Annotated in this window: 22 protein-coding genes; 13 read left to right on the top strand and 9 right to left on the bottom strand. The window is 63.4% G+C overall.

Annotated elements, in window-relative coordinates; translation table 11 throughout:
• Positions 1 to 50: 50 nt before the first annotated feature.
• Complete coding sequence (locus G8E10_RS10750; protein ID WP_110801112.1) at positions 51 to 1,148, top strand: DUF475 domain-containing protein; 1,098 nt, start codon at positions 51 to 53, stop codon at positions 1,146 to 1,148.
• Between the two features lie 252 nt (positions 1,149 to 1,400).
• On the opposite strand, the gene G8E10_RS10745 is transcribed toward G8E10_RS10750, so the two are convergent.
• From G8E10_RS10745 to G8E10_RS10725, 5 genes are all read right to left on the bottom strand, one after another.
• Entirely contained in the window at positions 1,401 to 1,562 is a 162-nt protein-coding gene (locus G8E10_RS10745) for a hypothetical protein (RefSeq protein ID WP_092931024.1), read from the bottom strand.
• Positions 1,563 to 1,839: 277 nt separating this feature from the next.
• Positions 1,840 to 3,357, bottom strand: coding sequence for a tripartite tricarboxylate transporter permease (locus tag G8E10_RS10740; RefSeq protein WP_110730386.1), 1,518 nt, complete (start codon positions 3,355 to 3,357; stop codon positions 1,840 to 1,842).
• A gap of 9 nt (positions 3,358 to 3,366) precedes the next feature.
• Positions 3,367 to 3,861 carry a tripartite tricarboxylate transporter TctB family protein gene (locus G8E10_RS10735; RefSeq protein ID WP_110801111.1) on the bottom strand — a complete coding sequence of 165 codons (495 nt, stop codon included), beginning with the start codon at positions 3,859 to 3,861 and terminating at the stop codon, positions 3,367 to 3,369.
• Positions 3,858 to 4,802: a Bug family tripartite tricarboxylate transporter substrate binding protein gene (locus G8E10_RS10730; RefSeq protein WP_110801207.1), complete on the bottom strand. Its 945-nt coding sequence runs from the start codon at positions 4,800 to 4,802 to the stop codon at positions 3,858 to 3,860. The genes G8E10_RS10735 and G8E10_RS10730 overlap by 4 nt, the downstream gene beginning before the upstream one ends.
• 271 nt (positions 4,803 to 5,073) lie before the next feature.
• A complete protein-coding gene (locus G8E10_RS10725) occupies positions 5,074 to 6,150 on the bottom strand; it encodes an ABC transporter substrate-binding protein (protein WP_167128861.1) in 1,077 nt (358 codons plus the stop codon).
• Between the two features lie 152 nt (positions 6,151 to 6,302).
• Here G8E10_RS10725 and G8E10_RS10720 point away from each other — a divergent pair, with 152 nt between their 5' ends.
• The 4 genes from G8E10_RS10720 (at position 6,303) to G8E10_RS10705 (ending at position 11,401) form a co-directional block, all read left to right on the top strand.
• Positions 6,303 to 7,001, top strand: a complete 699-nt coding sequence (locus G8E10_RS10720) for a response regulator (protein ID WP_132448789.1) — start codon at positions 6,303 to 6,305, stop codon at positions 6,999 to 7,001.
• 5 nt (positions 7,002 to 7,006) lie between these two features.
• Complete coding sequence (locus tag G8E10_RS10715; protein ID WP_167128859.1) at positions 7,007 to 8,410, top strand: sensor histidine kinase N-terminal domain-containing protein; 1,404 nt, start codon at positions 7,007 to 7,009, stop codon at positions 8,408 to 8,410.
• A 153-nt stretch (positions 8,411 to 8,563) separates the two neighbouring features.
• Positions 8,564 to 10,015: an NAD-dependent succinate-semialdehyde dehydrogenase gene (locus tag G8E10_RS10710; protein WP_167128640.1), complete on the top strand. Its 1,452-nt coding sequence runs from the start codon at positions 8,564 to 8,566 to the stop codon at positions 10,013 to 10,015.
• A gap of 141 nt (positions 10,016 to 10,156) precedes the next feature.
• Positions 10,157 to 11,401, top strand: a complete 1,245-nt coding sequence (locus G8E10_RS10705; RefSeq protein ID WP_167128636.1) for a M24 family metallopeptidase — start codon at positions 10,157 to 10,159, stop codon at positions 11,399 to 11,401.
• Positions 11,402 to 11,424: 23 nt separating this feature from the next.
• Here the strand turns inward: G8E10_RS10705 and G8E10_RS10700 are convergent, their stop codons facing one another.
• Complete coding sequence (locus G8E10_RS10700) at positions 11,425 to 12,954, bottom strand: UdgX family uracil-DNA binding protein (protein ID WP_281517506.1); 1,530 nt, start codon at positions 12,952 to 12,954, stop codon at positions 11,425 to 11,427.
• Positions 12,955 to 12,986: 32 nt separating this feature from the next.
• A complete protein-coding gene (locus G8E10_RS10695; protein WP_110801105.1) occupies positions 12,987 to 14,219 on the bottom strand; it encodes a putative DNA modification/repair radical SAM protein in 1,233 nt (410 codons plus the stop codon).
• 234 nt (positions 14,220 to 14,453) lie between these two features.
• Between G8E10_RS10695 and G8E10_RS10690 the strand changes: the two genes are divergently transcribed.
• The 3 genes from G8E10_RS10690 to G8E10_RS10680 all read left to right on the top strand — a co-directional run bounded on the left by G8E10_RS10690 (position 14,454) and on the right by G8E10_RS10680 (position 16,268).
• Positions 14,454 to 15,014, top strand: coding sequence for a type 1 glutamine amidotransferase domain-containing protein (locus G8E10_RS10690; RefSeq protein WP_132664842.1), 561 nt, complete (start codon positions 14,454 to 14,456; stop codon positions 15,012 to 15,014).
• Between the two features lie 148 nt (positions 15,015 to 15,162).
• Positions 15,163 to 16,065 (top strand): HpcH/HpaI aldolase/citrate lyase family protein, encoded by a 903-nt coding sequence (locus G8E10_RS10685; protein WP_167128856.1) that lies wholly within the window; start codon positions 15,163 to 15,165, stop codon positions 16,063 to 16,065.
• Positions 16,062 to 16,268, top strand: coding sequence for a DUF1737 domain-containing protein (locus tag G8E10_RS10680; protein WP_110730396.1), 207 nt, complete (start codon positions 16,062 to 16,064; stop codon positions 16,266 to 16,268). The genes G8E10_RS10685 and G8E10_RS10680 overlap by 4 nt, the downstream gene beginning before the upstream one ends.
• A 56-nt stretch (positions 16,269 to 16,324) precedes the next feature.
• Here G8E10_RS10680 and G8E10_RS10675 read toward each other — a convergent pair whose 3' ends face one another.
• Entirely contained in the window at positions 16,325 to 16,759 is a 435-nt protein-coding gene (locus tag G8E10_RS10675) for a metallopeptidase family protein (RefSeq protein WP_110801101.1), read from the bottom strand.
• A gap of 171 nt (positions 16,760 to 16,930) precedes the next feature.
• Here G8E10_RS10675 and G8E10_RS25915 point away from each other — a divergent pair, with 171 nt between their 5' ends.
• From G8E10_RS25915 to bfr, 5 genes are all read left to right on the top strand, one after another.
• Positions 16,931 to 17,914, top strand: a complete 984-nt coding sequence (locus G8E10_RS25915; protein WP_281517505.1) for an ImuA family protein — start codon at positions 16,931 to 16,933, stop codon at positions 17,912 to 17,914.
• A complete protein-coding gene (locus G8E10_RS10670) occupies positions 17,865 to 19,391 on the top strand; it encodes a Y-family DNA polymerase (RefSeq protein ID WP_245420107.1) in 1,527 nt (508 codons plus the stop codon). The genes G8E10_RS25915 and G8E10_RS10670 overlap by 50 nt, the downstream gene beginning before the upstream one ends.
• Positions 19,388 to 22,972, top strand: coding sequence for an error-prone DNA polymerase (locus G8E10_RS10665; RefSeq protein ID WP_167128627.1), 3,585 nt, complete (start codon positions 19,388 to 19,390; stop codon positions 22,970 to 22,972). Before G8E10_RS10670 ends, G8E10_RS10665 begins: the two co-directional genes overlap by 4 nt.
• Positions 22,973 to 23,415: 443 nt before the next feature.
• Entirely contained in the window at positions 23,416 to 23,727 is a 312-nt protein-coding gene (locus G8E10_RS10660; RefSeq protein WP_092930998.1) for a (2Fe-2S)-binding protein, read from the top strand.
• Entirely contained in the window at positions 23,693 to 24,196 is a 504-nt protein-coding gene (bfr, locus tag G8E10_RS10655) for a bacterioferritin (RefSeq protein WP_110801097.1), read from the top strand. Before G8E10_RS10660 ends, bfr begins: the two co-directional genes overlap by 35 nt.
• A 97-nt stretch (positions 24,197 to 24,293) precedes the next feature.
• Here the strand turns inward: bfr and G8E10_RS10650 are convergent, their stop codons facing one another.
• Complete coding sequence (locus G8E10_RS10650) at positions 24,294 to 24,842, bottom strand: RNA pyrophosphohydrolase (protein ID WP_167128624.1); 549 nt, start codon at positions 24,840 to 24,842, stop codon at positions 24,294 to 24,296.
• Positions 24,843 to 24,849 lie beyond the last annotated feature (7 nt).

The following is a 24,849-nucleotide window of genomic DNA, read 5'->3' as shown; positions in this document are numbered from 1 at the left end:
GATCCGATCAGCAACGGAGCGAACGTCGCTTCGAACGGGAGGGCGGGCGCATGAACCCCTCCACCCAGACATCGACACTCAGCTATTTCACCTGGGCCTTCATCGTCACCGGCCTCGGTCTTGCGCTCGGCGCCTGGCTCGGCTGGAACGAGACCGGCACGATCGGCGGCATGGCCACCGTCTTCTTCATCTGCACGGTGCTCGCCGTGCTCGAAATCTCGCTTTCCTTCGACAATGCTATCGTCAATGCCAACAAGCTCAAGGACATGACGCCGATCTGGCAGCAGCGGTTCCTGACCTGGGGCATTCTCATCGCCGTCTTCGGCATGCGGATCGTCTTTCCGCTGCTGATCGTGGTGATCGCGGCCGGCATCGGTCCGATCGATGCCATCATCCTCGCCGCCGCACGGCCGGATGAGTATGCGCGCATCATGAACGATGCCCACCTGCCGATCGCAGCCTTCGGCGGCACCTTCCTGATGATGGTCGGCCTTTCCTACTTCTTCGACCATGACAAGAAGATCCATTGGATCTCCTTCATCGAGAAGCGTCTGTCGGCGGCGGCCAGCATCAAGGGCGTCGAAATCGCCTTCGTCCTCGTCCTGATCCTCGCCTTCTCCGCGCTGATCCCGGACGATGCGGCGACGCCGGATATCGAGAGCACGACCTTCGTCTTCTCGGCCATCTACGGCCTCGTCACCTTCCTCGTGGTCGAGGTCATTGGCGGTTTGCTCGACGCGTCGCAGAAGACGATGAGCGAAGCGGCAAAGGGCGGCCTCGGTGCGTTCATCTATCTCGAAGTGCTCGATGCCAGCTTCTCGTTCGACGGCGTCATCGGCGCCTTCGCCCTGACGCAGAACCTGTTCGTCATCGCCATCGGCCTCGGCATCGGCGCCATGTATGTGCGCTCCATGACGATCATGCTGGTGGAGAAGGGAACGCTCGCGGAATATCGCTATCTGGAGCACGGCGCGTTCTACGCGATCCTGATCCTCTCGGTGATCATGTACGTCCAGACGCTGGTGCATATCCCCGAAGTCATCACCGGTCTCGGTGGCGCGACGCTCATCGGCATCGCTCTCTGGTCGTCCATTCGTTACAACAAGAAGCATCACCCGGTCGGGGCCGACGCTGTCGCCCCGCATTGATTATCGAGGCTGGCGGCACAGGTCGCCGTCAATCTCCTCGCAGACAGACCCGCGGTTCGAAAGGACCGCGGGTTTTTTTATCGACTGTGATGGAGACGGTGGGCGTGGTGGGAAGGGACGTCTCGTCTACGCGCTATCCCCCAAAAGCAAAGCCCGCCGGTCCGTCATGGACCTGCGGGCTTTTTGCGGCCCGGGATGAATGATCCCAGGCGAAATCTTTTACTGCAACTGCTTGTCGGCAGTCGCGTCGTATCAACCGCGGCGATAGGGAGCCGGGAAGCTGGTCGGGTCGATGCCGAGGGTGTTGAGGTCGCGGGCCTGCGGGCGACGGCCGCCTTCGATGGCTGCTGCTGCTGCGGATGCGGCACCGATAACGGCAAAGGCACGGCCGAAAATGTTACGCTTGCTGGTCATTGTCTTCGTCTCCTGCTCTTCTTCTGTGACCTGAAGATGGGCTTCCCAAGCCCCTTTCACAATGCACAAGAGTTCATTGCAGCCATGCGCGGCAAGCAAGACGGATGTCTTAAGAAAATATTACTTCGCGAGGGCGCCGCTAAGACGTTTGCAGAGACAAGTATCACCAGAATTAAATCGATTATATTGTCGCTGTTCTAAGCCGGAAATGGACATGGCCGGATGCCCCTCGAGGGAGCATCCGGCCATTCGATGTCATGGGCGATGAAGCCTCGGATCAGTCTTCGCTGGCGGCGAGTTGCGAGAGCACCTGTCCGCGTCCCCGCGCCCGCAGGATCAGCGGCACGATCAGAGCCAGCGCTGCGATGGTCAGCAGCACGGCCGCGATCGGCGAGGTGAAGAGCACGCTCGGATCGCCCTGGCTGATCGCCAGCGCCCGGCGCAGCTGCTGTTCGGCGAGCGGCCCGAGAATGAGGCCGACGACGACGGGCGCGATGGGATAGCCGAGGATGCGCATGATGTAGCCGAGAAGGCCGAAGCCGAGCAGCATGCCGAGTTCGAAGACGGACGGATTGGCGCCGATGGTGCCGAGCGTCGCGAACAACAGGATGCCAGCATAGAGCCAGGGCTTCGGGATCGTCAGCAGCTTTACCCAGAGGCCCACCAGCGGCAGATTGAGGACGAGCAGCATGAAGTTGGCGATCAGCAGCGATGCGATGAGACCCCAGACGAGTTGCGGGTTGGTCGCAAACAGAAGCGGGCCCGGCTGCAGGCCATATTGCTGGAAGCCCGCGAGCATGATGGCGGCGGTCGCCGTCGTGGGCAGGCCGAGTGTCAGGAGGGGCACCAGCGTGCCGGCGGCAGACGCGTTGTTGGCGGCCTCCGGTCCGGCGACACCTTCGATCGCACCGTGTCCGAATTCTTCCGGGTGCTTCGTCAGCCGCTTTTCGGTCGCGTAGGAGAGGAAGGTGCCGATTTCGGCACCGCCGGCCGGCATGGCGCCGATCGGGAAGCCGATCAACGTGCCGCGCAGCCAAGGCTTCCAGGAGCGCGACCAATCCTGCTTGGTCATCCACACCGAGCCCTTGACGGCCTCGACCTTGTCCGGCCCCGTCGCGCCCTGTGCGGCGATGTAGAGCGTTTCGCCGATGGCGAAGAGGGCGACGGCGAGCGTCGTCACCTCGATGCCGTCGAGCAGATCCGGCACACCGAAGCTCATGCGCGCCTGACCGGTCAGCTGGTCAATGCCGACGATGGCCAGGGCAAAGCCGATGAAGAGCGAGGTCAGCCCGCGCAGGGTGGAATCCCCGAAGGCCGAGGATACGGTGACGAAGGCGAGAACCATCAGCGCGAAATATTCGCGCGGCCCGAAGACCAGCGCCACCTTGACCACGAAGGGCGCGATGAACGCCAGGCCGATGGTGGCGATGAGGCCGGCGACGAAGGATCCAATGGCGGCCGTGGCAAGCGCGGGCCCGCCCCGGCCCTTCCGGGCCATCTTGTTGCCCTCCAGCGCTGTGACGATGGAGGCGCTTTCGCCGGGCGTGTTGAGCAGGATCGACGTGGTGGAGCCGCCATACATGCCGCCATAATAGATGCCCGCGAACATGATCAGCGATCCCGCGGGATCGAGCCGGTAGGTCACGGGCAGCAGGAGTGCGACCGTCAGCGCCGGGCCGATGCCCGGGAGAACGCCGACCGCGGTGCCCAGCGTCACGCCGACCAGCGCGTAGAGCAGGTTCATCGGCTGCATGGCAATGCCGATGCCCTGGAGCAGGAATTCGAATGTCGACATGACGGTCTCTTAAAAGAAGAGGTGTTCGAGCGGCCCTGCCGGCAGCGACAGCTGCAGGAGACCGGCGAAGATGAGCCAGACGGCGAGACAGAGCACGATGCCGACCGGAATGGTGATCCACAGCTTGCGCCGGCCGAAGCCCGCAGCCGTGAAGGCGAAGAGCAGGCCCGTGGCAATCGAGAAGCCGGCGATGCGAAGCAGGAGCATCTGCAGGACGAGACCCCCGACGATCCACGCGACCGGCGGAATGTCCTGGCGTTCACGCGCCGGGAACTCGCTGCGGAAAGCGGCAACGGCGGTCCAGATGGCCAGGCCGAGAAGACACCAAGCGATGACGAAGGGAACGGTGGCAGGGCCGATCTTGGAGTAATTGGCCATGGCCGAAAGGCGGGAGCTATCCCAGAAGATCAGGCCGGCAAGGCCGCCGAGGAAGACCGCAACGGCAAGCGCCGCCCTGTCGGGGCGGCGCGAGGTTGCGCTTTGTGTGCGCGAAAGTTCGCTCATTGAACGAGACCGATGTCTTTAAGGATGGTTTCGGTGGCCGAGACGTCCTTGGCGAGCTGCTCCTTGAAGGCGTCGCCCGAAAGGTAGGTGTCCTGCCAGCCCTTGGTCTTCAGCGTTTCCTGCCAGGAGGCGGACTTCACCATCTTTTCGACGTCGGCGGTAACGGCGGCCTTCTGTTCGGCAGACAGGCCGGGCGCAGCGGCGACCATGCGCCAGTTCTGCACGACCACGTCGAGGCCGCTTTCCTTCAGCGTCGGGGCTTCGACGCCGGCGATCTTCTCGGCGCTGGAGACGGCGAGGAGGCGCAGCGTGCCGGATTTCACCTGCGATTCGAATTCGCCGTAGCCGGAGATGCCGGCGGTGACCTGATTGCCGAGAATGGCTGCCAGCGCTTCGCCGCCGCCCGAAAACGCGATGTAGTTGATCTTGGTTGGATCGACGCCGGCTGCCTTGGCGATGAGGCCGACCGCGATATGGTCGGTGCCGCCGGCCGAGCCGCCAGCCCAGGAGACCGAACCCGGATCCTTCTTCAGCGCCTCGACGAGGTCGCCCATGGTCTTCAGCGGCGATTCGGCGGGAACGACGATCGCTTCGTATTCGCCGGTCAGGCGGGCGATCGGCTCGACTTCGCTCAGCGAAACCGGCGACTTGTTCGTCAGGATGGCGCCGACCATGACGTAGCCGCCGACGAGCAGGGCATTGGGGTTGCCGGCCGACTGGCTGGCGAACTGGGCGAGACCGATCGTGCCGCCGGCGCCGGGTACGTTCTGCACCTGCACGTTGCCGGAGATCTTTTCCTGCTGCAGGGCGGTCTGCATGGAGCGCGCTGTCTGATCCCAGCCGCCACCGGGGTTGGCCGGTGCGATGATGGTGTAGTCGGCAGCGGCCACTGGGAGCGCCATGGCACCGGCGATCAGGGATGCAATGAGAAACTGTTTCAAGGTGACGTCCTCCGTCAGCGCGTTTGCGCGCTTTGTTTCGAGTCTTGACGCGAGGAGTATGTGGAACAGGCGCGCGTGAGATCGAGGGATCTTCGCTCGGGCCGTTTTGGGTGAGACACTCCTCCGCACCGCTTCGTCACCGCCTCCACGGCTGACGAACACCACTAAGCCACCATAGTAAGCTGACATCAACCTGACATCCATGCATCCCGTGCATAACTCAGGATAGATCGCGCCAGATTTCGCGGGGGCTTTGGTTTCCGTCTGGGAGTCACGGTTCAGGGAGGCCGAGCACGTCCTTCCAGCGGGCGATGAGGCGGGCACGCTTCACCTGGTCGAGATAGACCATCAGGCCGGGGCTGACGGGAACGGGACGCAGCTGCGCGCCCAGAATGTCCTGCAACGTGCTTGCCGTGTTGTCGCCGGCCACGTCCGGATTGACGGCGGCGATATGAAGCTCGCGCGCCATGATCGACTGACCCTCGGCGGACATGAAGAATTCGAGGTAGCGCCGTCCGAGTTCGGGTGCAGCGGCTGCCTCCGGCACGAGGCCGATCCGGGAGATGACGACGGTGTAGTCGGTCGGCAGGATAATGCCGAGATCGGGATGATGTTCGGCCCAATCGGCCGCGTAGGAGCCGACGATGTTGTAGCCGAGGAGGAAGCGCCCATCGGCGACCCGCTCCAGAATATCGGAACTCGTGGCATAAAGCTTGACCCCGGCCTCGCCCATGGCGCGGATCACCGACCAGATGTCGCCGAACTGCTCCTGATCGCGCGCCATGAACAGGAAGCCGACGCCGGAACGCTCGATATCGTAGGTGCCGATGCGGCCAAAGGCCTTGCTGCCCGCCTCCTGCAGGAAGCGCACGAACTCCGCGCGGGTCGAGGGCGGTTTGCGGCCGGCAAAGCTCGGCTTGTGGTAGACGAAGACGGCCGGCTCGAAGGTCAGGGCATAGGCGGTGTTGCGCCAGTTGGCCCAGGCCGGCCAGGAGCGGGTGAGGGGCAGGTCGCTTGGCTGGGCATAGCCGTCATTGGTCAGCTTCACCTGCAGGTCCATCGCCGAGGAAAAGGCGAAGTCCGCCGTCTTCTGTCCGGCATCCGTTTCCCGGACGATCCGGTCGTAGATCTCGCCGGTCAGCATGTTTTCATGGCGAACGGCAATGTCGGGATTGGCGGACTGGAACCCGTTGATCAGCGGCTGCGCCAGGGGATCGTCCAGCGAGGAATAGACGTTGAGCACCGGCGCATCCGTCCTGCCGGATCGTGCGGGAAAAAAATCGGGCGCGCCAACAGCAGCGATCGGACCGGCGAGAAACAGGAGAAGGGCTGCGGCGAGGCGAAACATCGGCGGAGTGTGCGCCAGCGGTGGCCTTCGCACAAGCGTGGGCAAGCCGGCTTCCTCTGCCATTCCAAATCGATGGCGCGATGTGGCTGGAAATCGTTTTGTCCGTGCGGGGACTTATTCTAGGATCGCCCCCGTCGAGGAGCCGCCGCGTTTTGAGAATTCTTCTGGTCGAAGACAACAAGGTCCTGTCGGAGGGGCTTGCCGCCATCCTGCGCGGCAGCGGCTATGCCGTGGACGTGGTGCGCGACGGTGCCTCGGCCGATGCGGCGGCGGCGACCGAGCGGTTCGACCTCGTGATCCTCGATCTGACCCTGCCCGAGATGGACGGGCTCGACGTGCTGCGCTCCATGCGGGCGCGGCAGAACCGGTCGGCCGTACTGATCCTCACCGCGCGGGGGAGTGCGGAGGAGAAGGTGCGCGGGCTCGATCTCGGCGCCGACGACTATATGATCAAGCCCTTCGACATCGGCGAGTTCGAGGCGCGCGTGCGTGTTCTCCTGCGGCGGCAGGCAGGCCTGCGCTCTTCCATGGTCACCTTCGGCTCGGTTTCGCTGGACCTGACCTCGCGGACCTTTTCGTCCGACGGCATCCCCATCGACATTCCCCTGCGCGAGACCGGGCTTCTGGAGATCCTGTTCATGCGGGCCGGGAAGGTGGTGGCGAAGGACGCCATCATGCAGTCTTTGACGGCCTTCGACGACGATCTCAGCCCCAATGCCATCGAGCAATATGTCAGCCGCCTGCGCAAGCGCCTCTCGCCCTATGGGCTGACGGTGCGCACGGCGCGCGGCATCGGCTATTATCTCGACAAGGCGGCGGTGCCGGCCGACCCTGCGCCGGACATGGCATGAGCGGGGTGCGGGCAGCGCATTCGCTGCGCAGGCGGCTTCTCGCCTGGCTGCTCGCGGCCACGGCCGTCATCGGCATCATCGCGCTCGGCGATACCTATCGGGAAGCCATGAAGACGGCGAACAGCGTGTCGGATCGTGTGCTGGCGGGATCGGCGCTCGCCATCGCCGACCGCGTCGTCGTTGCGGAAGACGGTACGCTCGAGGTCGATATGCCCTATGTCGCGCTGGAAATGCTGACCTCGGCAGCGCAGGACCGGGTGTTCTACCGGGTCGATGGGCCGCCCGGCCATTTCATCACCGGTTACCGGACGCTGCCGGGCATCGCCGAAATGCAGGGGCGGCAGGCCGTCTATCTCGATTCGGATTATCGCGGAGAGCCGATCCGTATCGCCGCGCTTGAACGCTCCGCCTCGACGGGGATCAATTCCGTACCCTTCGTCGTGACGGTGGCGGAAACCACGGTGGCGAGGCAGCAGCTGGCCCGTGCGCTGCTGTTTCGCTCGGCGCTACGCCTGTTCCTCCTGATCTTCGGGGCGGCGACCATCGTCTGGATCGCCGTCACATTGTCGCTTCGTCCGCTCTACCGGCTGGGCGACGCGATCGCCGAGCGCAGTCCGGACGATCTGCGCCCGATCCGACAATCCGTGCCGCGGGAGGTGGAAGGGTTGGTCGAGACGGTCAATTCCTTCATGGTGCGGCTGCAATCGTCGCTCGATGCCATGCGGCATTTCTCCGGCAATGCGGGCCACCAGCTGCGCACGCCGCTCGCCGTGGTGCGTACGCAGCTCGCGCTCGCGGCCCGGTCCGAAAAGCCGGAGGACATCAAGACGTTCATCGCCCGCAGCGACGAGGCCGTCGGTCATGCGGAACGGATTCTTGCGCAGTTGCTGCTTCTGGCAAAGATCGATGCGACGGGATCGGGATCGTCGACCACTCCGGTGCCGATGGACCTGACGATGGTTGTGCGGGAGATCACGGCGGAATACGTGCCCCGTGCAGCCGATGCCGGTATCGATCTCGGCTTCGAAGGCGAGGGAACGGCCTTCATCGCCGCGGAGCCGCTGCTGATCGGCGAACTCCTGCGCAACCTCGTGGAAAATGCGCTCGCCTATGCCGGACAGGGTGCCGAGGTAACGGTGAGGGTGGGCCACGAGCTGGCCGTTGTGTTCCTTGATGTCGAGGACAACGGGCCGGGAATTCCACCGGAAAGATTGTCCGCCGTGCGCCAGCGCTTTGCCCGCGGCGAGAGCGAGGCGCCGGGTCTTGGGCTCGGGCTGCCGATCGTCGAGGAGATCGCGGTTCGCTTCGAGGGTCGCCTTTCGCTCGGGCCGACCTTAGTGGACGAGGGCGGGACCGGCCGCGGCCTGAAGGCGCGGGTCGCATTTCCCGCTGCAGCCATCGACGCTTGACGATCGTTTGCCTCTATCATTCGCCGGTGTGGTCATCCGATCAGCGGATTTCATTGGTCATGTCGGGACAATCGCCGCAATGTCCGGAGCCTTCTCCCCGGGGCATTAGAACGCCTGACGAGGTGGGGAATTGCCTTGATCCGGGAGCCTGCCATGCGTGTCACATCCGACCTCACCCGCCATCTCCGGGATCCGCGGATCCTTGCCGAGGCCGAGGTGACGGGTGCGGCGTTCGAGGTCCGCAATCCCTCTTCCGGCGTTCTGCTGGCGACCCTGCCGGATATGGGCGTGCCGGAAACACGTGCGGCGATCGAGCGGGCATCGGTGGTGCAGCCGGCCTGGGCGGGGCTGCCCGCCAAGGACCGCAGCCAGCTCATGCGGCGCTGGCACGATCTCGTTCTCGCGCATATCGACGATCTCGCCGCGATCCTGACCGCCGAAATGGGCAAGCCGCTGGGCGAGGCGCGCTCGGAGGTGCAGCATGCCGCAGCCTATATCGAATGGTATGCGGAGGAGGCAAAGCGCGTCTATGGCGAAACGTTTCCGGCACCGTCCACGGACCGGCGGATGTTCGTGATCAAGCAGCCGGTCGGCATCGTCGGCACGATCACGCCGTGGAATTTCCCGGCCTCCATGGTGGCGCGAAAGGTCGCGCCGGCGCTGGCCGTAGGGTGCCCGGTCATCCTGAAGCCGGCCGAACAGACGCCGCTGGTGGCCGTCGCGCTGCAGCGGCTGGCGCTTGATGCCGGCTTTCCCGATGGCGTGTTCCAGCTCGTCCTTGCCAGCGAGGGCCAGGCGGTGGGCTATGAGCTCTGCACGCATCCGAAGGTGCGCAAGATCAGCTTCACAGGCTCCACCGAGGTCGGGCGGCTTTTGATGCGGCAATGTGCCGACCAGATCAAGAAGGTGAGCCTTGAGCTTGGCGGGAGCGCGCCGTTCATCGTCTTCGACGATGCGGATATCGATGCCGCGGTCGATGGCGCCGTGCAGGCGAAGTTCCGCAATGCCGGGCAGACCTGCACCTCGGCCAATCGGATCTATGTCCAGTCCGCGGTCTACGACACCTTTGCCGAAAAGCTCGCGGCGCATGTCGCCGATCTGCGTGTCGGGGATGGTTTCGAGCCCACCGTCTCGGTCGGCCCGCTGATCGACGAGGCGGCGCTGCGCAAGGTGACGCATCATGTCGAGGATGCGGTGTTGCGCGGTGCGCAGGTGCTCTGCGGCGGCGGTCGGGTCGGCGAGACCGGGACTTTTTTTGCGCCGACGGTGCTGACCCATGTGGATCACGGCATGCTGGTCGCCTGCGACGAGACGTTTGGCCCGGTTGCGCCGGTCATAAGGTTCGAAACGGTCGAGGACGTGATCCATCAGGCGAACGACACGATCTACGGCCTTGCGGCCTATTTCTATGCCACCGAGCTGCGGAAAGTCTGGCGGGTGGCCGAGGCGCTGGACTACGGCATGATCGGCATCAATACAGGCCGCATGTCGTCCGAGGCGGCGCCGTTCGGCGGGCTGAAACAGTCGGGGATCGGCCGCGAGGGGTCGCGGCACGGCATGGAGGATTACCTCGACATGAAATATCTCTGCATGGGCAATATTTAGAGTCTGTCAGGTTCATTCTGAACCAGCCAGACTCTAGATTCCTTTGTTGTCGTTTGTCTCTTCGGGATAACCGGATTCCACTTATCCCTGACAAACTCTAGCGTACAGACCGCAATGAAGCCCGGGCGAATGGAGACGGATATGACGTATCTCGACAGGGACAGGGCGGCACGGCTCATGGCTGCGGCCGGCCTCGATGCGCTTCTTCTGTTCACGCCGGAAGGCTTTACCTATGCGACGGGTGCGAGCCCCGGTGTCGGCACGATGTGGCGGCGTGCCGGGGCCGTCGCGGCACTCGTTCCCGCAGATTCGGGTCTGCCCATCGGTGCCGTCGTCAGCGATCTGTTCGCGGAGAGTTTTCGGGCATCGAGCGCGGTCACTGATATCCGCATCCATCCGCTCTGGGTGGAGACGGCGGATGTGAGGCCGCACGACGCGTCCCAGCCTGCGCCCGATCTTATTGCCGCTGCGTGGGCAGGCTCCGGCCGGGCGGCTGGCTTCGTGCGGCCGGAGACGTTCGATGCGGCGCTCGGGTTTCGCCTCGCCGGCGATCTTCTGGCGGCCCGGAAGCTTGGCAGCGCGCGTGTCGGCGTCGAGCTCGACAGCCTTTCGGTTTCGGATTTCGCCGCGTTGTCGGCGGCACTGCCCGGTTGCCGGCTGGTCGATGGCAGCGATGTGCTTCGCCGCCTGAAGATGGTGAAGTCGGCGCCGGAGATCGAACATCTGCGAACCGCCGTCACGCTGGCCGAGGTCGGGATTGGCGCACTGGCGGCCGCGATCGCGCCCGGGCAGACGCGCGATGCGCTGGCTGAGGTCTGGACGTCGGCCGTGCAGGCGGCGGCGCGGGAGCGAGATATCCACAACCTGACAGGACATTGGGAATATGTGTCGGTCGGCGCCAATCCCTGGTCGCGGGGTGGGGTGGTGGAGCCGGGATCGCTGATTAAGGTCGATGTGGGTTGCCTGATCAGTGGCTATACGTCGGATACCGGACGGACGTTCGTCTGCGGTGCCCCCACGCCGTTGCAGAGCCGTCTCTTCGACGCGCTGTCTCAGGCTTTCGAGGCGGGCCTCTCGCAGATCCGGCCAGGCGTCGAGATGCGGGCGGTGTATAAGGCGGCGTGTGCTGCGATGGCGAAAGCGGGCTTTCCGGGTTTCAGCCGCGGCCATTTCGGCCATGGTCTCGGTGCAGGGCTCGGCAGCGAGGAGTGGCCGTTCTTTTCCGCGACCAGCAGCGTCGTGCTGGAGCCCGGTATGGTCGTCGCCTTCGAAACGCCCTGGTATGTGGATGGCGTCGGCGGCATGATCATCGAGAACCAGTTGCTGATCACGCCGGATGGCCATGAGGTGATGAACAGCCTGCCATGGGGATTGGTTTCTGTCTGACGCCGGCCACTGCATAGCCGGCTTTATAGTGTGTCGCTGAGGCTCTTGATCGCTTGCAGATCTTCGCGAAAACGGTCGATCTCCTCACGCTTGCGTCCCTCGTCGGGAATGCGCAGGAGGTAGGAGGGATGGACCGTGGTGTAGAGCGCGCGCCCGTCATCGAGATCGACCGTGCGGCTCCGGTAGTCGCTGAGGCGTTCGGCATGGTTCATGACGGACGTCAGAGCCGTTGCACCCATGGCAACCACCAGTTTCGGCTGGATCAGGTCGAGTTCCAGCTTGAGCCACCAGCGACAGGCGCGGATTTCGCCCATATTCGGCTTCTGGTGGATACGGCGCTTGCCGCGCGGCTCGTATTTGAAGTGCTTCACCGCATTGGTGACATAGGCATGTTTGCGATCGAGATCGACCTCGCCGGCGATCGTGTCGAACATCTTGCCGGCGGGGCCGATGAAGGGACGGCCGGCAAGATCCTCCTGGTCGCCCGGCTGCTCGCCGACGAACATCAGTTTTGCGTCGTCAGGCCCTTCGCCGAACACGGTCTGCGTCGCCTTGCAGGAGAGCGGACAGCGGGTGCAGTCGCGCGCCTCTGCCCGTGCGGCCTCCAGCGTACCGGGAAGGGCTGTGTTCTCCTCAGTCTTCGGCATGGCGGCCTCGCGCACCTTCGCGTGAAAGGCCGGCGGGTCCTTCATCGCCTGTTCGGCCATGGCCCGCACCTTTTCTTCCGCACCGGCGATCAGGCCGGGGATGAGGTTGGCTTCCGGCAGGTTCTTCCAATATTTCTTCGGCATTTCCGACTGCATCGCCTTCACCTTCAGCCGCGCCGGATTGAAGATGTTGCTGTAATAGGTGCGCCACAGCGTGTCCGCGTCATCGGTCAGTTTGGGATCGTCGGCCGGCTCGGACGTCACCGTCAGCGCGGTTCCATCCCAGGCGGCGGAGCCTTTCGGCGTGGCGATGATCCAGTCCATATCGGTGAAACGCCGCTGGAAGAAAGGGGCCGCGCGCGCGACGATGAAATGGTCCGGCTCGAACCAGGCGAAAAAGCGCCGGCGGCCGATCGGGATGCCGCTCGCCTCCAGAGGGGCGGGACGGGCGATCACCTCCATAATGTCCGTCGTCGATGTGCTTGTTGTGGATGTGCTGGCGCCGATCTCCTTGAAGCGCACGAAGGCCTTCATCTTGTGGCTGTCCCGACGAACGGATTTTTCCATGGCGTTGAGCCGAACGACATCGGCATCCGAGACGATGTCGAGCAGGTTGCGCTCGGCCTGCAGGCGCCAGAGCGTGCGATAGAGAAGCGTAAAACGGCCGGGATCGGAATGGCAGATCACGGTTTCCGCCAGCGTCATGAAGGCGCGGGGAACGGTGATCTCCGGCCGTGTTCCCTCCGGTTTTCCTTCTGCGTTCGGCCGCGCCGGCGGCGGATCGGCAAAGAGGTCGGTTGCGCCGTGCTTTTCCCGCCAGTCCACGGCGGCCGGCCACGTTCCCACCATCAGAAGCCGGCGTGCGGCCTCCCGCCATTCGCCGAAATCGCCCTTCCCGTCGAGCATGACCGTTTGCCTCTCAAGGTCGAGCGACTGCATCAGAGAAGGACCAGCTGTTCGGGTTTCGGCGCGAACATGGTGCGCAGGTCGGGCCGGTCGATGAGGCGCGACGGCGTCCAGCCTTCGGCAATGATGAAGGCCTGCACTTTTTTCAACGAGACCTTGAGGCGGACGAGATCCTCCAGCCGCAAGGTGCGGTGCCGGCGGGCGGTGAGGATGGCGCGGACGATCTTCGTGCCGAAACCGGGTACGCGCAGAAGCATCTCGCGATCGGCCTTGTTGATGTCAACGGGAAAGCGCTGCCGGTTGGCGAGCGCCCAGGCGAGCTTCGGGTCGAGATCGAGATCGAGCATGCCATCCGGCTGGTCGCGCGTGATCTCCTCGATGCCGAAGCCGTAGAAGCGATAGAGCCAGTCGGCCTGGTAGAGCCGGTGCTCGCGCATCAAAGGCGGCTTGACGAGGGGCAGGTTGCGCGAGGCATCCGGAATGGGGCTGAAGGCTGAGTAATAGACGCGGCGCAGGCCGTAGCTGCCGTAAAGCCGGGCGCTGGTGCCGAGGATGACGCTGTCGTTCGCCTGGTCGGCGCCGACGATCATCTGCGTGCTCTGGCCGGCGGGCGCAAAGCGCCGTATGCGCTTGGTCTGCAGGGTCGGGTCGCGCATTTCCTCGATCTTCAGGCGGAGGTCGCCCATCGACTTGCGAATGCCGGCAGGCCGTTTTTCCGGCGCATAGCGGGTCAAGCCTGCATCGGTCGGCAGTTCGATGTTGATCGACAGGCGGTCGGCATAAAGCCCTGCCTCTTCGATCAGCGCAGCGGATGCTTCGGGAATGGATTTCAGATGGATGTAGCCGCGGAAATTATGCGTGACGCGCAGCTCGCGCGCAATGCGCACCATCTCCTCCATCGTATGGTCGGACGAGCGGATGATACCGGACGACAGGAACAGGCCTTCGATATAGTTGCGCCGATAGAATTCGAGCGTCAGCCAGACCACTTCCTCGACCGAAAAGCGTGCGCGCTCGACATTGCTGGACGACCTGTTGATGCAATAGGCGCAGTCGTAGATGCAGAAATTCGTCATCAGGATCTTGAGCAGGGAAATGCATCGCCCGTCGGGCGCATAGGCATGACAGATGCCGGATCCCTCCGTGGAGCCGAGGCCGCCACTGGCCGACGAATTGCGTTTCGTCGTTCCGCTGGAGGCACAGGACGCATCGTATTTGGCGGCATCCGAGAGGATAGCCAAACGCTCTTTCAGCGACTTTTTCATGATGTTCTACATATGTTCTTTTGCCGTTCGCGTCAATGTTGTGTGCGTTAACGGTTTCATTTTCGACGTTGATCGTCTGATGAAGCGACGGGCCGGGTCGGAAATGATGCGGATGTTTTTGGGGAACGATCGGTGGAGCGTCTCGTTAACAGGGCGAACCCGTCGTGACATTCGCCTCCGATATCCCCGGGATGATCGGAAGCAAAATATCAAAAGACAGTAAGGAGCAGGCTCATGCCTTCCATCAAGGAATCCAAAATCCTCATTCTCGCAACGGACGGCTACGAGCGGTCTGAACTGCGCGTGCCCTATGATGACTTGCAGAAGCAGGGTGCGACCGTGAAGATCGCATCGATCGGCAAGACCAGCATCAAGAGCTGGGACGAAAAGGATTGGGGCGACAGCATCGACGTCGATCTCGAGGCCAAGGACGTCAGGATCGAGGATTTCGATGCGCTGGTTCTGCCGGGCGGCCAGATCAATCCCGACAAGCTGCGCGTCGAGGACGAGGCGCTCCGGATCGTTCGCGAATTCGTCTCCTCCGGCAAGGTCGTGGCGGCCATATGCCATGCGCCGTGGCTGCTGGTCGAGGCCGGCGCGGTCAAGGGTCGCAAGGTTACGTCGTTCAAGTCGATCAAGACGGACGTTGTCAATGCCGGTGGCCTCTGGTCGGACGAGGCCGTGGTGACCGACAAGGGCATCATCACCTCTCGCAACCCTGGCGATCTCGATGCCTTCGTGGCGAAGATCGTCGAGGAAGTGGAAGAAGGCCGTCACGATCGCAAGGCCGCCTGAGGCCCGTATTTTTCCAGACATATCAGCCGGCTCCATCGAAAGACGGGGCCGGTTTTTTGATGACCGTCTGCAGGTGCGTTGCTGATAGGCGAGGCTCTGAAAGCATGAGACTTGCGAAGACGGGACGGGAAAGGCACAACATGGCATGATGTCCTTGTCCGATCGCCATCCCTACCGCATTCGTCGCTCGGTGCTCTGCGTACCCGCCGACAACGACCGCGCGCTCGCGAAGGTGGCGAGCCTTTCAACCGATGCAGTGATCTACGATCTGGAGGATGCCGTGCTTCCGGAGCGCAAAGCCGGTGCACGCGAAGCGCTGGTGCGTCATCTGGCACAGGCCACGCCCGGTATCGAGCGGATCGTCCGAATCAACAGCCTTGCCTCCGGTTTCGGCGAAGCGGATCTCGAAGCGCTGTCCGCCTGCCGGTTCGATGCGGTGCTGGTACCCAAGGTGGAAGGGCCGCGCGACATTCTCGACATTGCCGAAGCGATGGACGAGGGCGACGGTCTGGAAGACCTGCGGCTCTGGGCGATGATCGAGACGCCGCGGGGCGTTCTCAACGTGGCCGCGATCGCCGAGACCGGGCGAACCCGCGGCGGGCGGCTCGATTGCCTCATTCCCGGCCTCAACGATCTGCGCAAGGAAACGGGCGTTGTGGCTCTCCCCGGGCGTGCCTATCTCGTGCCCTGGCTCATGCAGATCCTTCTCGCCGGGCGCGGTAGCGGGCTCGACGTTCTCGACGCCGTCTTCAACGATATCGGCGATGCCGAAGGGTTCGCACAGGAATGCGCTGACGGCCGCGACATGGGTTTTGACGGCAAGATGCTGATCCATCCGCAGCAGATCGCACCGGCCAATGCCGCCTTCGGTCCAACGGTGCAGGACGAGGCGGAGGCGCTGGAGATCGTCGCGGCCTTCGCTCACCCCGACAATGCGGGCAGGTCGGTCATCGTCCACAAGGGAAAAATGGTCGAGGCCCTGCATCTCGAACAGGCGATCGCCTGTCTTGCAAAGGTCGAGGCCATCCGAAACAAAGGAACGCAGCTATGAAACTCTACCGTTTTCTCACCGGCCCCGACGATGCCAGCTTCTGCCACAAGGTAACGGCCGCCCTCAACAAGGGCTGGGATCTCCACGGCTCGCCGACATACACCTTCAATGCCGATAGCCAAGTCATGCAGTGTGGCCAGGCCGTGGTGAAGGATGTCGAGGGCAAGGACTACGTGCCGGAGATGAAGCTGTCGGAGCAGTAGGCGAAAGCCAGGTCGTGAATTTCGTGCGGCGGATAGGTGCCTGCCCTGGCAGGCTCCTATCCGCCGACATGCTCCACGCTTTCCTCGATGCGCTCCATGTCGTCATCCGACAGGCCAAAATGATGGCCGATCTCGTGGATCAGCACATGGGTGATGATATCGCCCAGCGTTTCGTCGTTTTCGGCCCAGTAATCGAGGATCGGTCGGCGATAAAGCGTGATCCGGTTCGGCATCGTGCCGGTTTCCATGGTGAACCGCTCGCCGATGCCGCGACCTTCGAACAGGCCCAACAGGTCAAATGGCGTTTCCAGTGCCATGTCCTCGAACACGTCGTCATCCGGAAAATCCTCGATCACGATGATGAGGTCTGTGGCCAGCAGCCGGAATTCCTCGGGAAGATGCCCATAGGCCTCCAGTGTCAGGGATTCGAACGTGCTGATGGTCGGCGCATGGCGTTCCCGCCAATCGTCGCTTTGGTCAATCCGGGCCATGGATACTCCTTGTCCTTTTTATATAGCCATTTTCCGGTTCATTTCGAGAAGCAATTCGTTTGGTAAGGCAATTGTGCAGAATCTGCGGAATCTTTTCCCAACTGCGTTGACTCTTTTTTGAAGCTCTGGAATCTATAAGAACATATCAAGAACGGATAGGAGCTGACTGCCATGGCTGAAAACGCTGTGCCGCGGGAGACGGTGCTCGCCCTGCGCGATGCCATTGCCCGACTGGAACGAGACAGGCCATCCGGTTCCTGTCTTTCCAGATGGGAGACGGAGGGCGAACGGGCGGGATTTTCGGCGTCCGGACGGTCTCTGCCCATGCCGGACGTCACTGGGCAGGACGTCACCCGGCAGGCTGACGTTCTGCCGCTCGGCGTTCCCACGCTCGATCATGCTATGTCCGGCGGACTGCCGCTCAAGGGATTAAGCGAGATCCGTGTGGCGGAAACGCGTGATGCCGGTGCCGCCACGGGGTTTACGCTGGGACTTGCCGCGCTCTGCCAAGCACGACGCAAGGCGCGGGGCGAGCTCGGGCCGATCCTCTGGATCTCCGAGACGATGGCAGGACAGGAGGCGGGCGAGCCTTATGGTGTCGGCCTGTCGCTTCTCGGGATCGATCTGCGTGCCGCCCTCTTCTCCCGGCCTCGCAATCTGCAGCAGGCGTTGTGGATTGCCGAAGCGGCACTCGGCTTTTCCGTGTTTTCCGCCGTCATTCTGGAGATCCGCGGCAATCCGGCGCGTCTCGGGCTTGCCGAAAGCCGGCGGCTGCAATTGCGGTCGCTGGGTAGCGGCGTTCCGGTCTTTCTCCTGCGGCAGGCGGGCGAGGAGGAGGCGAGCAGCGCGCACCTGCGTCTTCTCGTGCGTCCCGCGCCCGCAGCCCCGTTCATGCTGCCCGATGGCACGATGCTCACGACCGGCATCGGGCATCCCGCCTTTCACGTCATTGCCGAGAAGACACGGGCCTTTTCCCCTGTCGATGCCTACCTTGAATGGAGTTCCCATGCGCGCCGGTTCCATCCTCTCGACCCCGTCGCCGTCCCTCTTCCGGCAAACGCAGCGGATCCTTTCACTGTCCTTTCCGCATCTGTCGGCCGACCGGGTGGCGCGCCGGCGCTGGGGCGCGTCATGGCTTTCAAGCGGGCGTCCTGATCACCCGCCGGTGGTGTTCTCCGACAAGGTCGAAAATGCCATGCGGATCGTGGCGCTCGACAGCGTGGCCGATCGCCTACGACTGAAGCGGGGGCAGGGCGTGGCCGAAGCCCGCGCCATGCATCCGCAGCTCGACGTGCTGCCGGCCGATCCTACTGCCGATCAGGCCTTTCTGTCGGCTCTCGCCGACTGGTGCGATCGCTATACGCCGCTGGTCGCTTATGCCGGTGCCGATGGTCTGGCGCTCGACATTACCGGCTGCACGCATCTGCATGGCGGGGAAAAGGCGCTGCTCGACGATGTCCTGTCGCGCCTTTTCCAGCTCGGCGTCGAGGCGCGCGGGGCGATTGCCGCATCTCCCGGCCTCGCCTGGGCTCTTGCACGATTTTCCACTGCGCGATTGTCTGACGATAGCGTGATCGAGGCGGGAGAGGAGGCCGCAGCGCTCGGCCCCCTGCCGGTGACGGCGCTTCGGCTGCCGGAGACCTTGACGGACACACTGATCCGGCTGGGGCTGACCCATGTCGCCGATCTCATGGAGGCACCTCGGGCAGCGCTCGCGCGCCGCTTCGGCCCGCTCGTCTTCCTCCGGCTCGACCAGGCACTCGGGCATGACGATGAGCCGTTGTCGCCACGCCGCCCGGTGGCCGAGCTTTCGGTCGAGCGCCGGCTGATCTCGCCGGTTTCAGGCGAAGACGATATTCTCGGGCTTGCGCTGCAGCTTGCCGCGGGCCTCAAGACCACGCTGGAGGAGCGGGGAGAGGGCGGGCGCCAGTTCGAGCTGCTGCTCTTTCGGGTCGATGGCAAAGTGTTCCGGCTGCTCGCAGGCACATCGTCCCCGTTGCGGGATCCGCAGCGCATCGCGGCGCTCTACAAGGAGCGGCTTGCCGCTGTGCATGACGATCTGGATGCCGGTTTCGGTTTCGAGATCCTGCGGCTCTGCGTCCTGAAAGTCGAGCCGATCAAATCCGTCCAGGACGATTTTTCCGGAAGGCCGGACCAGAGCCGGGCGCTTGCCGACTTCACCGATCGCGTCATCGCCCGTTTCGGGGACGAGGTGCTCTCCATCGCGGTTCTCGCCGCAAGCCATATCCCCGAACGGGCGGCGAGCCTGCAGCCGGCGGGCGATGCCGTCCTTCCGGCCAGGAAAACCTTGCAGGCAGAGGAATGGCCGGTCATGCCCGTGCGACCCCTGCGCCTTCTGACCCACCCCGAACGGGTGGAGGTTCCCGCTGCCGATGTTCCCGACGGCGCGCCGGAGCGGTTCTTCTGGCGGCGCACAGCCTACAGGGTCGCCCGGGCGGAAGGCCCGGAGCGCATTGCCGCGGAGTGGTGGATCGACGGCGAGGATGCGCCGACGCGCGACTACTTCCGCATCGAGGACGAGACGGGGCGCCGTTTCTGGATGTTCCGCAACGGCCTCTTCCAGCGCGAGCGGATGCATCCCGACTGGTTCATGCACGGTATTTTCGCATGACCGGCCATGAATCCGGCAGAGGTTCGGTAGAGCCAGGTAGCGAGCCACCCAAAGCCCAGCCGCCGACCTTTTTTGAGCTGGGCGCCTGTACAAATTTCTCCTTCCTGCGCGGCGCCTCGGGCGCCAAGGAGATGGTGGTCACGGCCAAGCGGATCGGTCTCAGGGGCCTGGGGATCACCGATCGCAACACGCTGTCCGGCGTCGTCCGGGTTCATGCAGAGGCGCGAGAGGAAAAATTTCCTTTCCAGCCCGGTGCACGCCTCGTCTTTGCCGATGGTTCGCCCGACATGCTGGCCTATCCGCGCAACCGGCAGGGATGGGCACATCTCTGCCGCCTGTTGAGCGCCGGCAACCTGCGTGCTGAGCACAAGGGCACCTGCACCCTTTTCCTCTCCGATCTCCTGACATGGCAGGAACACCTGCAAGTGATCGTGATGAAGCGCTGCACCCATGAGAACGTGCATGAAAGCGTTCAGGCCGACCGACTGGGGGCCGATCGACAGGAGGAAGCATTGGATGGACCTCATGCAGTGCCATCCGACGCAGGCATGGACGATGGCCTTGACGGGAAGGAGGTCCGTGCCTGGAAGACGCTCGGCAATACCCTTCGGTCGCTACAGCCTCTCATGAAGGGCCGGCTCTTCCTCGGCATGACACCGCGCTATGACGGGTTCGATGCGCAGGATTTCGCAGCTCTCGCAGCCCTTGCCGACAGCACGGGCGTGCGTCTCATCGCCACGAACGACGTGCTCTACCATTCCCCCGACAGCCGCCCGCTTGCCGATGTCATGACGGCCATTCGCGAGCATGTGACGATTGTAGAGGCAGGCTTCCGGCTGCAGGCCAATGCCGAGCGCTTCCTCAAGGCGCCGGGCGAGATGGTCCGCATCTTCCGCCGCTACCCGCAAGCGGTTGCCAATACCGAACGATTCTTCCGGACGCTCGATTTCACGCTCGACGAGTTGAAGCACAATTATCCCGATGAAGCCGGTCCGGGCGAGACGTCGGCACAGACGCTCGAACGGCTGGTGCGGGAAGGGGCTGCGCGGCGATATCCGCATGGCGTGCCGCAGGCCGTGGAGACGAAGATCGCCTACGAGCTCGATCTGATCCATAAGAAGCAGTACGAGCCCTATTTTCTGACCGTCCACCGGCTGGTGGCCTTTGCGCGAGACGAAGGCATCCTCTGTCAGGGCCGGGGGTCCGCGGCGAACTCGTCCGTCTGCTACTGCCTGCACGTGACGGAGGTCGATCCGGTCAAGTTCACCCTTCTCTTCGATCGCTTCCTGTCGATGGATCGCGACGAGCCGCCGGATATCGACATCGATTTCGAGCATGCCCGGCGCGATGAGGTGATCAAGTTCATCTACGATACCTATACCAGGGAGCATGCCGGCATCGCGGCGGCGGCCATCAGCTATCGGGCGCGCTCGGCCGGGCGCGAGGTGGCCAAGGTGTTCGGCTTTTCCGAGGACGTGCAGACGGCGCTTGCCGCTTCCATCTGGGGCTGGTGGACGTCGTCGTTTACCGACGAGCAGGCAAAGGCCGCCGGGCTCGATCTCACCGACCCGACCGTGATGCGCATGTTCACCTATGCCGGGCGGCTGATGGACATGCCGCGGCATCTCTCCCAGCATGTCGGCGGCTTCGTCATCACGAAGGACCGGCTGGACGAGGTGGTGCCGATCATGCCGACGGCCATGCCCGGCCGCTACATGATCGAGTGGAATAAGGACGATCTGGATACGCTGAAGATTCTCAAGGTCGACGTGCTGGCACTTGGCATGCTCACCTGTCTCGCCAAGGCGTTTCGCATGCTGGAGACTCATTACGGCAAGCAGATGCTGCTCTCGCAGGTCTACGACACCGAGCTCGACTATGGTAACAACGACAATCCGGTCTACGACATGATCTGCCGGGCCGATACGGTGGGGGTTTTCCAGATCGAGAGCCGGGCGCAGATGAGCATGCTGCCGCGGCTCCGACCCCGGGAATTCTACGATCTTGTCATCGAGGTCGCCATCGTGCGGCCGGGCCCGATCCAGGGTGATATGGTGCATCCTTATCTCAAGCGCCGGGAGGCCCGGCTGCGGGGAGAGGCGATCCCCTATGAAAGTCTGGAGCTGGAGGCGGTGCTGCAGCGGACGCTGGGCGTGCCTCTGTTCCAGGAGCAGGCCATGCAGATCGCCATGACGGCCGCGCGGTTTTCGGCGGCCGAGGCCGACCAGCTGCGCCGCGCCATGGCCACCTTCCGGCGGTCGGGTCTGGTCGCGAATTTCGAGACCAAGATGATCGAGGGCATGGTCGCCAACAAATACAGCCGCGATTTCGCCGTCCGCTGCTTCAACCAGATCAAGGGTTTCGGCGAGTACGGCTTTCCCGAGAGCCATGCGGCCTCGTTCGCCCTGCTTGTCTATGCCTCCTGCTGGTTCAAGACCTTCTATCCCGACGTTTTCTGCGCGGCGCTCCTCAATGCCCAGCCCATGGGTTTCTATGCCCCGGCGCAGCTGGTGCGCGACGCCCGCGAGCACGGAGTGCAGGTGCGGGCCGTCGATATCAACCGCTCCGACTGGGAAACGATTCTTGAGGGCGACGGGCAGGGCGATGTGGATGGCGGGGTACGAAGCGCCTTCGACCGGCGGGCGATCGATCCGCGGCATCGCGACATGCGCGACGTCATCCGCACGAAATATGGCGTCCGCCTCGGCTTTCGCCTTGTGAAGGGCCTGCGGGAAGACGACATGAAGCAGCTCGCTGCAGTCCGTGGCGAGGGCTATGTCTCGATCTATGATCTTTGGCTGCGATCCGGGCTGGCGCGCAGCGTGCTGGAGCGGCTGGCGGACGCGGATGCCTTTGGTTCGATCGGGCTCGATCGCCGCCGGGCGCTCTGGGCGATCAAGGCGCTCGACGAGCGGGCACCGGCCGAGCGCCTGCCGCTCTTTGCCGCAGCGGGAGAGGCGGACCTCCGGACGGACCCGGCCATGCGCCTGCCGACCATGCCGGCCGGTGAAGAGGTGGTCAACGATTACAGGGCGCTGTCCCTGTCGCTGAAGGCCCATCCAGTCTCCTTCATGCGGGAGGCCTTTGCGCGGGATGGTGTGGTGGCGAGCCGTGGGCTGTCGGGACTGCGTCCCGGGCGACGCGTCACGGTGGCCGGCCTCGTTCTCGTGCGGCAGCGGCCGGGGTCCGCCAAGGGCGTGATCTTCATGACGCTGGAGGATGAGACGGGCGTTGCCAACATCATCGTCTGGAAGGCCGTCTTCGAGACGTTCCGCGCCGTCGTCATGGGGGCAAGGCTGGTCAAGGTCACCGGCCGCCTGCAAAGCCAGAACGGCGTCATCCACGTCGTTGCCGAGATCCTGGAGGACATGACCGAGGCTCTGGGGCTCCTGAAGGGCGAGGCCCGGCGCTTTGCCGTCAATGAACGGGCGGACGAGGTGCTGCGTGCGACCGTCGACGAGCGGCAGAAGGGCAATGCGGTGGATCAGGCCCAGCGGGAGCGCGCGCGCCGCGAGGCGCGAATCAAATCCGGCCTGATGAAAACGGCGCAGGTCATGCCGAAGGGCCGGAATTTTCACTGAGACCTATTTTTAGAGGTGCTCCGGCGAGAAAAAACGCGCGTCCACATATTTATTTTAGACGGCGCGCATGTCGTCGTTCGTCCTATCCAAAGTGGCCGGAAACCTCTTTCGAGACGCCCGGAATCTTCTGAAAATATTCCCGTCGGCAAGGTGCTGCTGATGTCATTTTGATGGGTTGCCCGCGTCCGGGCAGGAACGCTTGCGCAAAGTCTCCGAGATCGACTTTTTCCTTGCCCGCCTGTTCGCGTAGATAAGGGATCGCATCGACCTCCCGCCGTCAGCGTCCGCCCATGGGCGGATATCCGGCTTCGGTTTCTCTTTCTCTATCTCTTTGGAATTGTTCTAAACTAGACCGGCTCCCCTCACGGGGTTTTTTCTTGACACGAATTATCTTGTTTGTTTACTGCTGGCCTCAGCGAGGATGCGAAAACAGGCAAGACGCCATGCTGGTTTGCAGTTGCAATTTCATCTCCGAAAAGGAGATCGAGGACACGATCACCGCCCTTCTCGATGAGGACTGTTGGCAGCTGATCGTGCCTGCTAAGGTGTATCATGCCATGGCCAAGCGTGGCCGCTGCTGTGGCTGTTTCCCCAATGTCGTTGACCTGATTATCCGGACCACCGAGCGCTATCATGCCCTGCGGCACTCGACGGATGACCAAATATTTGATTTCATGACCCGTCTCAAAAATTTCCATGAAGAAAACAGGAGAGCGGATCTTGAAAGGCGACATAAGGGTCATAGAGCGGCTTAACGAAGCACTCTATCTCGAACTCGGAGCGGTCAACCAGTACTGGCTGCACTTCCGGCTGCTCGAGGATTGGGGCTATACGCTCCTGGCCAAGAAGGAACGGGCCGAATCCATCGAGGAAATGCATCACGCCGACAAGATTATCGCGCGCATCATCTTCCTCGACGGTCATCCCAACCTGCAGACCGTCGGTGCGCTGCGCATTGGGCAGAACGTCAAGGAAGTCCTCGAAGCGGATCTCGCCGGCGAATACGACGCCCGCAGTTCCTACAAGGAATCGCGCGACATCTGTCACGCGGCCGGCGACTACGTTTCCATGAAGCTGTTCGAACAGCTGCTGATCGATGAGGAAGGCCATATCGACTTCCTCGAAACCCAGCTGCAGCTGTTCAATTCGATCGGCGCCGAGAAGTACGGCCAGCTGAACGCGACCTCCGCCGACAAGGCCGAAGTCGGCAGCGAAGACGCCTGATACAGGCTTTGATCGGATGCGGCGGTATTCTCGCCGCATCCTTTTTTCGTATCATCCAAGCCGACACGATCCAGTATCAGCCGCTATTCTGGCGCGTTCAGCCCTTGCGGGCCGTTTCCGTTGCCAGATGTGCGAAGGTGGCGACCACGGTGTCGTAGACCTCCCGCTTGAAGGACACGATAAGACCGGGAAGGTCGGTCATCGGCTTCCACGCCCATTCCTCGAATTCCGGTTCGTGCCCGCCCGGCGGCGGGTTGATGGCAATCTCGCTGTCATCGCCTTCGAAGCGGAACGCGAACCAGCGCTGGGTCTGCCCGCGAAACTTGCCCTTCAGCCCGATGCCGATCAGATGGGCCGGCAGATCGTAGTTGATCCAATCGGGCGCTTCCATCAGCAGCGACACGCTGCGCATGCCCGTTTCCTCGTAAAGCTCCCGCTTTGCCGCCTCCAGCGGGTCCTCGCCCTTGTCGATGCCGCCCTGCGGCATCTGCCAGAGCTGGCCCGACCCGTCATATTCCGAATTCCCGAGCGGGATGCGGCGCCCGGCCCAGACAAGGCCGTCGCTATTCAGCACCATGATGCCGACGCAGGGCCGGTAGGGGAGGTCTTCAGCGCGAAGGGGAGGGTTCTTGCCGGTCTTGCTCATCGGGTGT

This window comes from Ferranicluibacter rubi (assembly GCF_011603255.1).
GTDB lineage: Bacteria > Pseudomonadota > Alphaproteobacteria > Rhizobiales > Rhizobiaceae > Ferranicluibacter > Ferranicluibacter rubi.
Note: the sequence above shows the minus strand (reverse complement) of the source record. Positions and strands in the feature narration are given on the sequence as shown.